Below are 15,259 nucleotides of genomic sequence, written 5' to 3' on the forward strand. Positions count from 1 at the left end.
ACGGAGGTTATTCCCTTGGCTGCTGCTCGCAACGCATCCACATCCACCACCACCAAGAACGGACGCGGAGCTTCCCGCCTCTCGTTCGCCAAGATCTCCGACACGCTGACGGTCCCCGACCTTCTCGCCCTCCAGACCGAGTCCTTCGGCTGGCTCGTCGGCAACGACGACTGGAAGGCCCGCGTGGCCGAGGCCAAGAAGGCCGGCCGCACCGACGTCAACGAGATCAGCGGTCTCGGCGAGATCTTCGAGGAGATCTCCCCGATCGAGGACCTCGGCGAGACGATGCAGCTCTCGTTCACGAACCCGTACCTCGAGCCCGAGAAGTACTCGATCGAGGAGTGCAAGGAGCGTGGCAAGACCTACGCCGCTCCGCTGTACGTCGAGGCCGAGTTCATGAACCACCTCACCGGTGAGATCAAGACCCAGACGGTCTTCATGGGCGACTTCCCGCTCCAGACCGGCAAGGGCACGTTCATCATCAACGGCTCCGAGCGCGTCGTCGTCTCGCAGCTGGTGCGTTCGCCCGGTGTCTACTTCGACAAGACGCCCGACAAGACGTCCGACAAGGACATCGTCTCGGCGCGCGTGATCCCGAGCCGCGGTGCGTGGCTCGAGTTCGAGATCGACAAGCGCGACCAGGTCGGCGTGCGCATCGACCGCAAGCGCAAGCAGTCGGTGACCGTCTTCCTCAAGGCCCTCGGCATGACGAGCGAAGAGATCCTGGCGGAGTTCGCCGGCTTCACCTCGATCGAGGAGACGCTCGCGAAGGACACCATCGTCACGAAGGAAGATGCGCTCCGCGACATCTACCGCAAGCTGCGTCCGGGCGAGCAGGTCGCCGCCGAGGCCGCCCGCGCGCTCCTCGACAACTTCTACTTCAACCCGAAGCGCTACGACCTGGCGAAGGTGGGTCGTTACAAGATCAACCACAAGCTCGGTCTCGACGCGCCGCTGACGGACTCGGTCCTCACGGTCGAAGACATCGTCGCGACGATCAAGTACCTCGTGCGCATCCACGCGGGCACCGAGACGTTCTCGGGCATCCGTGGCGGCAAGAAGGCCGAGATCCGTCTCGCGACCGACGACATCGACAACTTCGGCAACCGTCGTATCCGCGCGGTCGGCGAACTGATCCAGAACCAGGTCCGCACCGGTCTGTCGCGCATGGAGCGCGTCGTCCGCGAGCGCATGACCACGCAGGACATCGAGGCGATCACGCCGCAGACCCTGATCAACGTGCGCCCCGTCGTCGCCGCGATCAAGGAGTTCTTCGGAACGTCGCAGCTGTCGCAGTTCATGGACCAGAACAACCCGCTCGCGGGTCTGACCAACAAGCGTCGTCTCTCGGCGCTCGGCCCGGGTGGTCTCTCGCGTGACCGCGCCGGCGTCGAGGTCCGTGACGTCCACCCGTCGCACTACGGCCGCATGTGCCCGATCGAGACCCCGGAAGGCCCGAACATCGGTCTGATCGGTGCTCTCGCGACGTTCGCGCGCATCAACTCGTTCGGTTTCATCGAGACCCCGTACCGCAAGGTCGAGGGTGGCGTCGTCACCGACCAGATCGACTACCTCACGGCTTCCGAAGAGGTCGACTTCAACATCGCGCAGGCCAACGCCCCGCTCGATGCCAAGGGTCGCTTCCGCGAGAGCCACGTCCTCGCGCGCCCCAAGGGCGGTAGCGGTGAGGTCGACCTCTTCCTCCCGGAGGAGATCGGCTACATCGACGTCTCGCCGCGCCAGATGGTGTCGGTCGCGACCTCGCTCGTGCCCTTCCTCGAGCACGATGACGCGCAGCGCGCCCTCATGGGCGCCAACATGCAGCGTCAGGCCGTGCCGCTGCTGCGCAGCGACTCGCCGCTCGTCGGAACCGGTATGGAGGGCTACACGGCCATCGACGCCGGTGACGTGATCACCGCCGAGAAGGCCGGTGTCGTCTCCGAGGTCTCCGCGGACCGCGTCGTCGTCATGCTCGACGAGGGCGGCACGCAGGAGTACCACCTGCGCAAGTTCGACCGCTCCAACCAGGGCACCTCCTACAACCAGAAGGTCGTCGTCACCGCCGGCGAGCGCATCGAGGTCGGAGAGGTCATCGCCGATGGCCCCGCCACCGAGAACGGCGAGCTGGCCCTCGGAAAGAACCTCCTCGTCGCGTTCATGACGTGGGAGGGCTACAACTTCGAGGACGCGATCATCCTGAGCCAGGACCTGGTGAAGGACGACACCCTCTCCTCGATCCACATCGAGGAGTACGAGGTCGACGCGCGCGACACCAAGCTCGGCAAGGAGGAGATCACCCGTGACCTCCCCAACGTCAGCCCGGAGCTGCTCAAGGACCTCGACGAGCGCGGCATCATCCGCATCGGTGCCGAGGTCCGCCCCGGCGACATCCTCGTCGGCAAGGTCACGCCGAAGGGCGAGACCGAGCTGTCGGCCGAGGAGCGTCTGCTCCGCGCGATCTTCAACGAGAAGAGCCGCGAGGTCCGCGACACGTCGCTGAAGGTTCCCCACGGTGAGCAGGGCACGATCATCGCCGTCAAGGAGTTCAACGCCGAGGACGGCGACGACGAGCTCGGCTCGGGCGTCAACCGCCGCGTCGTGGTCTACATCGCCCAGAAGCGCAAGATCACCGAGGGCGACAAGCTCGCCGGCCGTCACGGCAACAAGGGCGTCATCGCGAAGATCCTCCCGATCGAGGACATGCCGTTCCTCGCGGACGGAACCCCGGTCGACATCGTCCTGAACCCGCTCGGCATCCCGGGTCGAATGAACTTCGGCCAGGTGCTGGAGACCCACCTCGGGTGGATCGCCAAGCAGGGCTGGAAGGTCGAGGGCACCCCCGAGTGGGCCGTGCGTCTGCCGGAGCAGGCTTTCGAGGCCGCTCCCGGTACGAAGGTCGCGACCCCGGTGTTCGACGGCGCGTCGGAGGAGGAGATCTCCGGTCTCCTCGACTCGACGCTCCCGACGCGCGACGGCGTTCGCCTGATCGACTCGTCCGGAAAGACGCAGCTGTTCGACGGCCGCTCCGGTGAGCCGTTCCCGGCGCCGATCTCGGTGGGCTACATGTACATCCTGAAGCTGCACCACCTGGTCGACGACAAGATCCACGCACGTTCCACGGGTCCGTACTCGATGATCACCCAGCAGCCGCTCGGTGGTAAGGCGCAGTTCGGTGGACAGCGCTTCGGTGAGATGGAGGTGTGGGCCCTCGAGGCCTACGGCGCCGCGTACGCCCTCCAGGAGCTCCTCACGATCAAGTCCGACGACATCCTCGGCCGCGTCAAGGTCTACGAGGCGATCGTCAAGGGCGAGAACATCCAGGAGCCCGGCATCCCCGAGTCGTTCAAGGTGCTCATGAAGGAGATGCAGTCGCTCTGCCTGAACGTCGAGGTCCTCTCGGCCGACGGCACGCTGGTCAACCTCCGTGACACCGACGACGAGGCGTTCCGCGCCGCGGAAGAGCTCGGTATCAACATCTCCAGCCGCTTCGAGGCCGCCTCGATCGACGAGATCTAATCCTTCGGACGGGCCCGGGACGCAATTCCCGGGCCCCCCGAAGCAGACTTCTCAAAAAGAATTTCCGACACAGGAGAACTAGTGCTCGAGTCCACAACTTTCGATGAGCTTCGCATCGGCCTGGCGACCGCAGACCACATCCGCGCGTGGTCCTACGGCGAGGTCAAGAAGCCCGAAACCATCAACTACCGCACCCTGAAGCCCGAGAAGGACGGCCTCTTCGGAGAGCAGATCTTCGGACCGTCCCGCGACTGGGAGTGCGCCTGCGGAAAGTACAAGCGCGTCCGCTTCAAGGGAATCGTCTGCGAGCGCTGCGGCGTGGAGGTCACCAAGAGCTCCGTCCGTCGTGAGCGCATGGGTCACATCGAGCTCGCCGCTCCCGTCACCCACATCTGGTACTTCAAGGGTGTTCCCTCGCGTCTGGGCTACCTGCTCGACATGGCGCCGAAGGACCTCGAGAAGGTCATCTACTTCGCCGCGTACATGGTCATCTCGGTCGACGAGGATGCTCGTCACCGCGACCTGGGCACCCAGGAGAACAACGTCCGTCTCGAGCTGAAGACGCTCGGCGACCGCCGTGACTCCAAGATCGCCGAGCGCCTCGCTCGTCTCGAGGAGGAGCTCGCTGCTCTCGAGGCCGAGGGTGCCAAGGCCGACGCCAAGAAGAAGGTCAAGGACGCCGCCGAGAAGGAGATGTCGCTCATCCGCAAGGGTGCCGACGAGGCGATCGCCAAGCTCGAGCGCGTGTGGGAGGACTTCCGCACGCTCGAGGTCGGCGCACTGCGTCCCGAGGACGACGTCTTCCACGAGCTGCAGGACCGCTTCGGTCAGTACTTCGAGGCCTACATGGGTGCCGAGTCGATCCAGCGTCGTCTCGCCGCCTTCGACCTCCAGGCCGAGGCCGAGAACCTGCACCTGCAGATCGCCGAGGGCAAGGGCCAGCGCAAGATCCGTGCGATCAAGCGTCTCAAGGTCGTCAACTCGTTCCTCGAGACCGGCATGAGCCCGGCCGCGATGGTCCTCGACGTCGTCCCGGTGATCCCGCCGGAGCTTCGTCCGATGGTGCAGCTCGACGGTGGCCGCTTCGCGACCTCCGACCTGAACGACCTGTACCGCCGCGTGATCAACCGCAACAACCGTCTTCGTCGTCTGATCGACCTCGGTGCCCCCGAGATCATCGTCAACAACGAGAAGCGCATGCTGCAGGAGGCCGTCGACGCCCTGTTCGACAACGGTCGCCGTGGTCGTCCCGTCACCGGTACCGGCAACCGCGCCCTGAAGTCCCTCAGCGACATGCTGAAGGGTAAGCAGGGTCGTTTCCGCCAGAACCTGCTCGGAAAGCGCGTCGACTACTCGGGCCGTTCGGTCATCATCGTCGGACCGCAGCTCAAGCTGCACCAGTGCGGTCTGCCCAAGCAGATGGCTCTGGAGCTCTTCAAGCCGTTCGTCATCAAGCGCCTGATCGACCTGGGTCACTCGCAGAACATCAAGGCCGCGAAGCGCGCCGTCGAGCGCACCCGTCCCGAGGTCTGGGACGTGCTCGAGGAGATCATCCGCGAGCGTCCCGTGCTGCTCAACCGTGCGCCCACGCTGCACCGTCTCGGCATCCAGGCGTTCGAGCCGCAGCTCGTCGAGGGTAAGGCCATCCAGCTGCACCCGCTCGTCTGCGCGGCGTTCAACGCCGACTTCGACGGTGACCAGATGGCCGTGCACCTGCCGCTGTCGGTCGAGGCTCAGGCCGAGGCCCGCGTGCTGATGCTCGCGTCGAACAACATCCTGAAGCCGTCCGACGGCCGCCCGGTGACTCTGCCTTCGCAGGACATGATCATCGGTCTGCACCACCTGACCACGGTCAAGGAGGGCGCAGCCGGTGAGGGCCGTGCATTCGGTTCGGTCGGCGAGGCGATCCTGGCGAAGGACGAGGGAACCCTCGACCTGCAGGCCAAGATCCGCATCCGCATCCCGGGTCTGACGTTCCTCGAGGGCGAAGCGCCCGAGGGGTACGAGCGTCACGGTCTCGTGGACGCCTCGCTGGGTCAGGCGATCTTCAACGACGCGCTGCCGAAGGGCTACCCCTTCGTCCGCGAGCAGGCCGACAAGGGCAAGCTGTCGCAGATCGTCAACAAGCTGGCCGAGGAGTACCCGAAGGTCGAGACGGCTGCGTCGCTGGACCGCATCAAGGATGCCGGTTTCTACTGGGCCACGCGCTCCGGTGTGACCGTCGCCCTGAGCGACATCCTGACGCCGCCGAACAAGGCCGAGATCGTCGCGGGCTACGAGAAGCAGGCCGCGAAGGTCCAGTCCCAGTACGAGAAGGGCCTCACGACCGACGCCGAGCGTCGCCAGGAGCTCATCAAGATCTGGACCGAGGCGACTGACGAGGTGCAGGCCGCGATGAAGGCGCACTTCCCGGAGGACAACACCATCAACCGCATGGTGTCCTCGGGCGCCCGTGGTAACTGGCTGCAGATCCGCAACATCGCGGGTATGCGTGGTCTGGTGAACAACCCCAAGGGTGAGATCATCCCGCGTCCGATCATCTCCTCGTACCGCGAGGGTCTGTCGGTGGCGGAGTACTTCATCGCGACGCACGGTACCCGTAAGGGTCTGGCCGACACCGCTCTGCGTACCGCCGACTCGGGTTACCTGACCCGTCGTCTGGTGGACGTCTCGCAGGACGTCATCATCCGCGAAGAGGACTGCGGCACGTCGAAGGGCCTCGAGCTCCCGATCGCCGCTCCGAACTCGCAGGGTGAGCTCGTGCGCGATGCGAACGTCGAGAACTCGGTGTTCGCTCGTACGCTCGCCTCGGGTGTCGTCGACAGCAAGGGCGAGGTCCTCGCCGACGCCGGTGACGACGTGGGTGACGTGCTCATCGACAAGCTGGTCGCGGCGGGTGTCGAGACCATCAAGGTGCGCTCGGTCCTGACCTGCGACTCCGCCGTCGGTGTCTGCGCGCAGTGCTACGGCCGTTCGCTGGCGACGGGTAAGACCGTCGACATCGGCGAGGCCGTCGGCATCATCGCGGCCCAGTCGATCGGTGAGCCCGGTACCCAGCTGACGATGCGTACCTTCCACACCGGTGGTTCCGCGTCGGCAGACGACATCACGCAGGGTCTTCCCCGTGTGCAGGAGCTGTTCGAGGCTCGTACCCCCAAGGGTGCGTCGCCGATCGCCGAGGCCGATGGCCGCATCACGATCGACGAGACGGACAAGGCCAAGAAGGTCATCCTGACGCCCGACAACGGCGACGAGCCGGTCATCTACCCGGTTCTGCGTCGTGCGACGCTCCTGGTCGAGGACGGACAGCACGTCACGGTCGGTCAGCCGATCCTGGTGGGCACGCTCGACCCCAAGGAGGTCATGCGTGTCATGGGTGCCCGCGAGGTGCAGCGTTACCTCGTCAACGGCGTCCAGGGCGTGTACCGCTCGCAGGGTGTGCCGATCCACGACAAGCACATCGAGGTCATCGTCCGCCAGATGCTCCGCAAGGTCACCGTCGTCGATCACGCCGACACGACCCTGCTGCCGGGTGAGATGGTCGACCTCAAGCGCTACCAGGCGATCAACCGCGAGGCCGTGGCAGAGGGCAAGCGCCCCGCGTCGGGCCGTTCGGAGCTGATGGGTATCACGAAGGCGTCGCTCGCGACGGAGTCGTGGCTGTCGGCCGCCTCCTTCCAGGAGACGACCCGCGTGCTCACCGAGGCTGCGATGCAGGGCAAGCGCGACCCGCTGGTCGGTCTCAAGGAGAACGTCATCATCGGAAAGCTCATCCCGGCCGGAACCGGTCTCTCGAAGTACCGCGATGTCACGGTCGAGGCCACGGAAGAGGCCAAGAGCGAGCGCTACCCGAACCGGATCTTCGCATCCGACGGTGCGTACGCCGACGGCGACTTCGGTTACGTCGACTTCGACGCGTTCTCGACGGACGACATCACGCCCGGTACGTACAACTGAGTGTGAGTGAGTGAACGAAGGCCCCGGGGTTCTCCCCGGGGCCTTCGTCGTATCCGGCCCGGCATCCGAGCGGGCGGATGCCTAGTCGAAGATGCTCGCGATGATGCTGGCCGTGTAGCCGGTGGGCGCGAGGTTGGAGTACTGGGTGTCGATGAGGATGCCGTCGCGCCAGAAGAGGGTGCGCCCGTCGGTCACGGGGTATTGCTCGTTCTGCCAGGTCTTCTCGCAGCGGGTACCGCCGTCGGGCGTGAAGCAGCTGAAGCCCTCGGTGTCGGCCAGATCATTGAGCAGATCGAGCGCGGGTCCGCGGTTCATGCGCTCGATCGTGGTGACGAGGCCGGTGGTGTCGGCGCCGGGGTCGCGCCAGATGCATGTGAGGGTTCCGTTCGGGCCGACGCCCGACGGTCCGAACGCGGCGTCGTTGAGCGGCGTCTCGCCGAGCTGCGACAGCACGTCCTCCGAGAGGATCGCGCGGCAGTCGGTCGGCAGCGCCACGGCGGCGGCGGTGGGTGTCGGTGACGGGGTGGGGGAGGAGGATGCCGACTCGGTGGGCGATTCCGATTCCGAGGGCGACGGAGAGGCTGAGGAGCCCCCGTCGCCGTCGGAGGCGGCGCCGCAGCCCGTGAGGCCGGCGATGAGCAGGAGGGCCGCGACGGCGGCAACGGAGCGTGCCTTCATAGCCACACCGTACTCCTCGGTCATCCCGAGCCGTGCGAGCGGACGATGACGGCGGGGCGCGGTAATGTCGGGCGAGTGAGCACAGACACTTCTTCCCGATCCGCGGTCGTCATCGGAGACGCCCTGATCGACGAGATCCGCGATGAGGCGGGCATCCGCGAACTGGTGGGCGGGGCCGCGTTGAACGTGGCCGTGGGCCTGCGCAGATTGGGCGTGCCGACGACGCTGATCGCGATGGTGGGCGACGATGCGGCCGGCGCGCACATCCGGGAGTACCTCGACGACCACGGAGTCACGCTGATCGCCGAGCCGGCCCCGCACGGATCGTCGCGCGCGATCGTGCAGCGCTCCGCCGGTGGCGAGCCGGAGTACGTCTTCAACGAGGCGGCGCAGCGGCGCAGCATCCGTTATTCGGATGCCGCGCGGCGGGCGATCGCCGACTCGGATCTCGTGGCGATCAGCTGCTTCCCGTTCGATGTTCCGGCCGAGGTCGACGCGCTGGCGGATGCCGTCGGCGACGCGCGCCTCGCGATCGATCCCAATCCGCGTTCGGGCATGCTCAGCGACCGGAAGGAGTTCGTTCGCGGCTTCGAGCGCCTCGCCGCGGCGACCGAGATCGTCAAGGTCGGCGCCGATGATGCGACGCTGCTCTACGACGGCGACCTCGTCGCGCTGCGCGCGCGTCTGCGCGGTCTCGGCGTGCGAGCGGTGCTGGCGACGGCGGGCTCCGACGGTGCGGTCATCGAGACGGATGCCGCGACGATCTCCGCGCCGATCGCGACGCTGCCGGGGCCGATCGTCGACACAGTTGGAGCGGGGGATGCGACCCTCGCGGCCGTTGCCGCGGGGCTGGTCGGGGCGCGTCCTGAGGCGGCGGAGGAGTGGCAGGCGCTGCTGCATCGGGCGATGGACATCGCGGCGGCCACGTGCCGCGCCGAGGGTGGTCTGCTGCGCACTCCCGAGTCGCTCGCGGAGTCGACGCGCGGCGTGCACGGCAGCTGACAGCTCGATTTCATCCACCGGCGTTCGGCGGGTACTATAAATACTCGTGCCCCCGGTTGGCTGTTCAAGTTGGACGGGTGCGCTCTGGCGAGTTACCCAAGCGGCCAAAGGGATCTGACTGTAAATCAGACTGCACTGCATTCGGGGGTTCGAATCCCTCACTCGCCACCAGACAGAAGAAGCCCGGAATCCCGCAAGTATCGCGAGCTCCGGGCTTCTGTCATTGTCGGAGGTCGTCTAGGCGATCCCCGGTAGCTTCGCCAGACTGAATCTCTGCGGGTGGGTTGCCACCCCGACGCTCCCACCGGATCCCTGCATAGTCGGTAAAGCGGATTATGGCGGCAGCGTCCTTCACGTACTCGTCTCGATGTATATGGACTGTCTCCAATATCGATACGTGGTTCGACAGCACCTGCTTCTTCAAGATCGAAAGCTCGTTGCCCACGAGGTCAATGCTCACCTCGATGTCAAACACGAAACTGTCGCTGGTGTTCTGTATTGCCACGGTCGCGCTGACCTCATCCTTGCTGTGGAGGACCGGGCTTATTTGCGTATGTACGTGCTGCGCCTGGCGGGTACGGCGATCAGCCGCGTCGTTCAGATACGCATCACGGGCCGTTCTCGCCGCGCGTGCGGCTTGGACGGCTGCATAGGCGGTGAATGCTGCGGCGAGGAGCGCGATGATCGCGGAGACGATCGCGATGATGGTCGACGCAGTGTCGGGCGCGAGCTGGACAACGATTGGACTCGGTAAAGGCGACGGCATGCACTCACAGTAGAGCGTGAGGATGCCTGTGACGACGTACGGCTGGGCAAAGCGAGAGGGGCACCCGTTTGTGGATGCCCCTCTCGGCGCTTGTCTACGGTCCCGTCGGGCCGTAGACTTCGGGAAGGTTGTCACCGTCCCTCAGGCCAGCGCAGGCCTGTACCTCCTCCGAGGCTGCGACTCAAGGGAACTGGAATTCCGTTTGAGCCGGTAGACCGGGATCACCGCGTCCGGCGACTTTGGACCCCGGCCAATCCCTACCTAGCCATCACGACTCCTCGCGATCTCGGGTGTAGTCCTCGAACGGGTTGTAGTTCAAAGGGGCGAAGAGGTTGTCCTCTAACTTCAAGACGAGGTCTCGCTCTACCGCTCGTGCGAGTGCATTATTAACTGAATTGCGGGGGTTGGTCCACGAGTCGGGGAAGCTCTTGTAGTGGCGGAAGGCCTTGAAGATCTCGTCGCGGTCGGCGGGCCGTCCGAGACGCTCGACCACCTCCGCAACCCAGATGGTTGACGGCACGCGCTTCTTCGCTGCGGGCTGGTACCGAGGGTCGTCCCCTACGTTCGTGAAGTCGATCTCCCTGGCCGCCGGACCCGAGGAGCTTTCCTCGTCATCGGTGGCATCGTCGATGACTGCCTCGTCCTCGACGCTGGGGATGCCGAGCAAGGCCTCGATACTGTCGATCGCGCCGCGCAGGTGCGTGAGCCGCTGGGCGACCGCCTGGAGTTCTTCGTCCAGTTCGATCGCGCGAATCTCAGCCTGGACACGCTCAGAGCGGAGCGTATCGAGGGTGGTACGGAGCGGGTCCTGGGTCATGCCCACAAGTGTGGCACACCACCCGACACAACTCAAGCACCAAACCCTAACTCGGGTTCGGGTGCTCCGATGTGAACACTTCTGGTGTACACAATGTCGGGTCTCAATGTAGAGATGTGGTGTGTGTGGTTTGCGAGCGAACTGTACACGGCACGTCCGACATCGCTGGCGGGTGCGAGATTTGCGCTCGCCTAGCTCCTGAGCGCCGTAACCCTCACAACCAGGGCGGTCGCCGCGACCACATCGGGGTTGACCATGTCGTGCGAGTCGGGGAACAAGTGCATTTAGGTGTCGTACGTGAGCTGGAAGTTCTCGTGGCCCATCCACCGTGCTAGGTCGTGGATCGTGTCGCCCGTGGCAGCGTAGAAGTGGCGGAAGGCGTACCAGACCAGCGGCCGGATGCCGAGTTCCTCCATCGCCGGGCGCACATGGCCGCTGTGGATCGACTCGTGGCGCGGCGGCACGTCGTAGCTCAGCGGAGCGCGACGGCCCGGAGCGCCACCCTTGCGCCGTCCTGGCCACAAGAGAGCGTCGGGATCGTTCCGGGAGCCAGCAAAAGTGAGGGCCGGCGCATCGTCCAGGCGGGCCGCGTCCGCGCGATGTCGGAGTCCGCTCATAGGATCACAGAAGAGGCATAGCAGCCTTGGTCTCGGGCGGCCGTGCGAGCTGTCCGCGTGGAACGGGGGAGTCATGAGGTTACGACAGAAGACGCCGATGCGCCTGGACGAAGCTGCTCCGGAGCTCAGGACCCTGGCGCCGGAGTACTCTTTCGCCGCTCACGGGACGTACTTCACCATCCTTAAATCCACCATCGACGACCAACCCTGGGTTCATAACATCGCTCTCGCCGGTACCTACGGCGCGGGCAAGAGCAGTGTCCTGAGCGAGGTGGCGACGCGATATCCGAAGCGTGTTGTCGAAGTGTCGCTTCTAACGCTCGGGGCCAAAGATGAGGTTCCTGAGAGGACATCGACGTCGACGGAGACTAACCCCGCGGCGTCTTCGAAGACCAATCGGATCCAGAAAGAGATCGTTAAGCAGCTCCTGTACACCCAGAAACCAACGAAGGCTCCAGGGTCTCGGTTCCGCCGGATCGTCGGGCACAACCGCTGGGTCGAGGCGGGCTTCGCTGCAGCTGCCGGAGTCCTCGTCGTCCTCCTCGGACTCCTCGTCGGTCTGGACGTCGTCGCGGCCCCCGCATTCGGCATCGCTTTCGTGGATCGGCCTCACTACTTCGGTGTCGTCGCACTGTTCATCGCTATCGCCGCGCTTGCGGCGACCCTGGTGCTCCTGGTGAGAGCACTCCTGCGAGGTCGCGTCTCGATCGACAAGGTGACCGCCGGTCCCGCCACCATCACTTTGCCCTCGCGGTCAGCGAGCTACTTCGACGAGTATCTCGACGAGATCATCTACTTCTTCGAGACGAACAGAAATCTCGACATCGTCATCATCGAAGACCTCGACCGGTTCAACGACCCGAACATCTTCGAGTCCCTGCACTCGCTGAACGGGATACTCAACTCCGCCAAGCAGCTCGGTGGTCGGGACATCCGGTTCATATACGCGGTCCGGGACAGCGTCTTCGAGAAGCTCGGCAGAGAATTCAACGACGATGTAACCGATGAGGCGCGTGCAGAACTTGTCCGAGCGAACCGCACCAAATTCTTCGAGCTGGTGGTCCCCGTCGTGCCGTTTATCACGCACCGCAATGCTCGGGACCTCATGTCCCGCGAGCTGGAGGACCGAGGCCACCAGGTGTCGAAGGATCTCATCGACCTTGCTGCCCGTCACCTTGCCGACATGCGCCTCATACACAACATCATCAACGAGTACGAAGTCTTCAAGCACCGGTTGCTCGACGTGCCTACCCCGGTGCCAGAGCTGGATCCGGACAGGCTGTTCGCAATCGTCCTGTTCAAGAACGCCCACATGTCCGACTTCGAGAAGATCCGTCACGGCTCCAGCTCCTTGGACACGCTGTGGGGCATCTCCCGGGATCTGATCCGCGCGAACGCGGACAGGCTGCGCGGCGAAGCTCGAGAGCTCCGCGGTCGTTTGCGCCGCCAGGAGGACACTCACGACTTCGCGGCGTCGCTGGCGCGTGAGCTCGTCAGGCGTGTCGATGCGCTTGCCGGCGCTCCCAACAGCGGCCTGGTATCGGGCACGCTGTCATACCAGGGAACCCCCGTCAGCGACGAGGAGCTTCGGTCCCCGGAATTCTGGAAGACGTTCGTCCCGGGTGGCAAACCGCTCATCGTTGTCGCGCACATGCCTGGCTACTACGGGCCTAATACCCAAGAGATGGAGTTGTCCGCCGCAACTATCGAGACGTTGACGGGCATGTCGGTCGATGTCGACGCGTTCACGGCGACAGCCGACGCCCGCGCGGAAAGGAGCATCACAGAGAAGGAAGAGGAGATTGCCGCGCTCTCACGCATGCGGTGGGCCGATCTCGCCGATTCCAAGCAATACACCCTTCGCGCGCAGCAGGCGCCTGACGGTTGGGGCTTCGCTCGATGGGCGGAGAGTGTGCTCCCCTCGCGACTCGCCGCTGATCTCGTGGTCCACGGCTACATCACCTCCTACTTCCCACTGCACGTGTCATCGTTCTACGGTGACGTCGTTCTGCCGCGGGCGATGACCTACGTGATGCGCTTCGTCGACCAACGTAAAGCGGACCCCGATTTCGAGCTCGACGCGCTCGATGTCGAGGCCATCATATGGAGCGAAGGCACGTCGGTGCTCACCGAGAAGAGCATGCTCAACGTCAGCATTCTCGATCATCTGTTGGAGTCGAGGACCGACGATGCGAAGACGGTCATCTCCAGTCTCGTCTCCGAGCCGGAAGCCGAAGAGTTCGTCGACCGATACCTCGAATCGGGTGCGTCCACCGCACAATTCGTCGCCCTGCTGACATCGCAATGGAGTGAGGTGTTCGTACACCTCATGGCGTCGACGGCCGTGGACGGTGCCGACCTGATCACGTTGCTCGACGTCGCCATCGCACACCGCGCTTCGGACCGAGGCTACGCGTATCCCCTGACGTTGCGGCAGCGTATCGAAGCCGGCTACCGAGACCTCCCGTCACTCGCCGCAGACGCTCCCGCAGATGCTGCGAGGACGACGGTCAAGTTCGTCCGTGAGGTCGGAGCCGTGCTGGCGTCGTTGGAGGGACTCCCGGATGCTGCCATCGAGGAACTCCGGACGACCGGTTCGTACGCAGTCACGCAGGCCAACCTCGAGCAACTTACCGGCGGCACCGATTTGTCCCTCGACGCCCTGGCGAAGGTCAACCCATACATTGTGCAAGTCGTCGCCGCGAGTCCTCGGGCCTACCTCGACGCGTGCCAGCAGTCGGACGCGACATCGCATTCGGTGACGTCGCCCGCACTGTTGAAGAAGTTTCTCACTGTCGCTGGCTCCACCGATGACGCCGCGTGCGCCGGGGTCGTTGAACTGGCGCACCCTCGGTGCAAGATCGACCAGATTGAGAACGTCCCGTCCGTAACGTGGGACCCGCTCTTCCGTCACGGACATGCAGAGGTGTCGTTCGAGAACGTCTACGCCTACTTCGAAGACCGGGACGAAGTCGACGATGACATTGCGGTGGCTCTCGCATCTGTGGACAGCCTCGCGGGCTCGCCAGGCGCCGATGATGATGTCCGCGCGGAACTCGCCCTTGCCATCATCGATTCCCCCTCCGACGAACTCACCGCAGGAAGGCGGGTGACCCTGGCCACCTCGCTCGACCCGGGTGTTTTTTCGACATCGGAGGTGCAGCCCCGCTCTGGCAAGCTCATCGGGAAGCTGATCGAATCCGGGCTGATTGCTGATGATGAGGAAGCCTTCGAATCGCGGCTGATGGTCGACTGGGACACTCAGGCGTACGCGATTTCCCGTTCCACAAACTTCCCCGACTTCGTTTCCCCGTCGACCCTTGACGCGAAGTACATATCGTCGCTGCTTGCCGACGACGCGCTGAAGTCCGTGCACTTCCCGGTTGCGAAGGCTTTCTCCTCGTACTCGACCTTGCCGGCTGCAGCCCACCAGGCATATGCCGAGCGGGCGCTGAAGGGCGGTTTCATCCCGAATATTGCTAGCATCCGGCGCTCTCGAAATGGTGGCATCAGTGTTGACCTCACATTGCGCCTCCTGGCCCTGTTCCGTGACGGTGTCTCCGGGGACGACCTCCGCGACGTCGTTCGCTCCCTGGGGTCGCCGTGGTCCAAGCTCGCGGACCCCGGTTACGGCAAGAGCACGCCGGTTCCGTATTCTCCGCATGCCCAGACGGTCCTTACAGATCTGCGGGCGGCAGGAATCGTCAAGAACATCACCCGAGACGGGGACCTGCTCTATGTCACGCGGAGGACGAAGTAGCCGGCCTAAGGAGAGCTCTAGGCTCACGGTCCTGGTGCGCTTCGAGCAGCACTCCATCCAAGTCGCCCATGCGAAGCCGCTCGATGCCCGTCGAACGATAACAACCGCTGATACGCCGGTGCTACTGGCAGGTCGCGAGAAGCGGA

The 15,259-nt window shown here is 64.8% G+C and carries 8 protein-coding genes and 1 tRNA gene; 5 read left to right on the forward strand and 4 right to left on the reverse strand.

Annotated elements, in window-relative coordinates; all coding sequences use genetic code 11:
* The first annotated feature begins 15 nt into the window (after positions 1 to 15).
* Positions 16 to 3,516, forward strand: coding sequence for a DNA-directed RNA polymerase subunit beta (gene rpoB / locus ACZ5Y9_RS05630; RefSeq protein ID WP_247623214.1), 3,501 nt, complete (start codon positions 16 to 18; stop codon positions 3,514 to 3,516).
* A gap of 81 nt (positions 3,517 to 3,597) precedes the next feature.
* Entirely contained in the window at positions 3,598 to 7,473 is a 3,876-nt protein-coding gene (gene rpoC, locus ACZ5Y9_RS05635) for a DNA-directed RNA polymerase subunit beta' (RefSeq protein ID WP_247623213.1), read from the forward strand.
* 81 nt (positions 7,474 to 7,554) lie between these two features.
* On the opposite strand, the gene ACZ5Y9_RS05640 is transcribed toward rpoC, so the two are convergent.
* A complete protein-coding gene (locus ACZ5Y9_RS05640; RefSeq protein ID WP_464472509.1) occupies positions 7,555 to 8,151 on the reverse strand; it encodes a hypothetical protein in 597 nt (198 codons plus the stop codon).
* Between the two features lie 75 nt (positions 8,152 to 8,226).
* Here ACZ5Y9_RS05640 and ACZ5Y9_RS05645 point away from each other — a divergent pair, with 75 nt between their 5' ends.
* A complete protein-coding gene (locus ACZ5Y9_RS05645) occupies positions 8,227 to 9,153 on the forward strand; it encodes a carbohydrate kinase family protein (protein ID WP_464472510.1) in 927 nt (308 codons plus the stop codon).
* A gap of 86 nt (positions 9,154 to 9,239) precedes the next feature.
* Positions 9,240 to 9,324: transfer RNA gene (locus ACZ5Y9_RS05650), tRNA-Tyr, on the forward strand.
* 49 nt (positions 9,325 to 9,373) lie between these two features.
* On the opposite strand, the gene ACZ5Y9_RS05655 is transcribed toward ACZ5Y9_RS05650, so the two are convergent.
* The 3 genes from ACZ5Y9_RS05655 to ACZ5Y9_RS05665 all read right to left on the reverse strand — a co-directional run bounded on the left by ACZ5Y9_RS05655 (position 9,374) and on the right by ACZ5Y9_RS05665 (position 11,260).
* Positions 9,374 to 9,919 carry a hypothetical protein gene (locus ACZ5Y9_RS05655; protein WP_464472511.1) on the reverse strand — a complete coding sequence of 182 codons (546 nt, stop codon included), beginning with the start codon at positions 9,917 to 9,919 and terminating at the stop codon, positions 9,374 to 9,376.
* Between the two features lie 268 nt (positions 9,920 to 10,187).
* Positions 10,188 to 10,736: a hypothetical protein gene (locus tag ACZ5Y9_RS05660; RefSeq protein ID WP_464472512.1), complete on the reverse strand. Its 549-nt coding sequence runs from the start codon at positions 10,734 to 10,736 to the stop codon at positions 10,188 to 10,190.
* A gap of 284 nt (positions 10,737 to 11,020) precedes the next feature.
* Positions 11,021 to 11,260, reverse strand: coding sequence for a hypothetical protein (locus tag ACZ5Y9_RS05665; protein WP_464472513.1), 240 nt, complete (start codon positions 11,258 to 11,260; stop codon positions 11,021 to 11,023).
* A gap of 190 nt (positions 11,261 to 11,450) precedes the next feature.
* On the opposite strand from ACZ5Y9_RS05665, the gene ACZ5Y9_RS05670 reads away from it, so the two are divergent.
* On the forward strand, positions 11,451 to 15,113 hold the full coding sequence (locus ACZ5Y9_RS05670) for a YobI family P-loop NTPase (RefSeq protein ID WP_464472514.1): 3,663 nt from the start codon (positions 11,451 to 11,453) through the stop codon (positions 15,111 to 15,113).
* Positions 15,114 to 15,259: the final 146 nt, after the last annotated feature.

The sequence above is a fragment of the Microbacterium sp. T3-8 genome, from assembly GCF_055398145.1.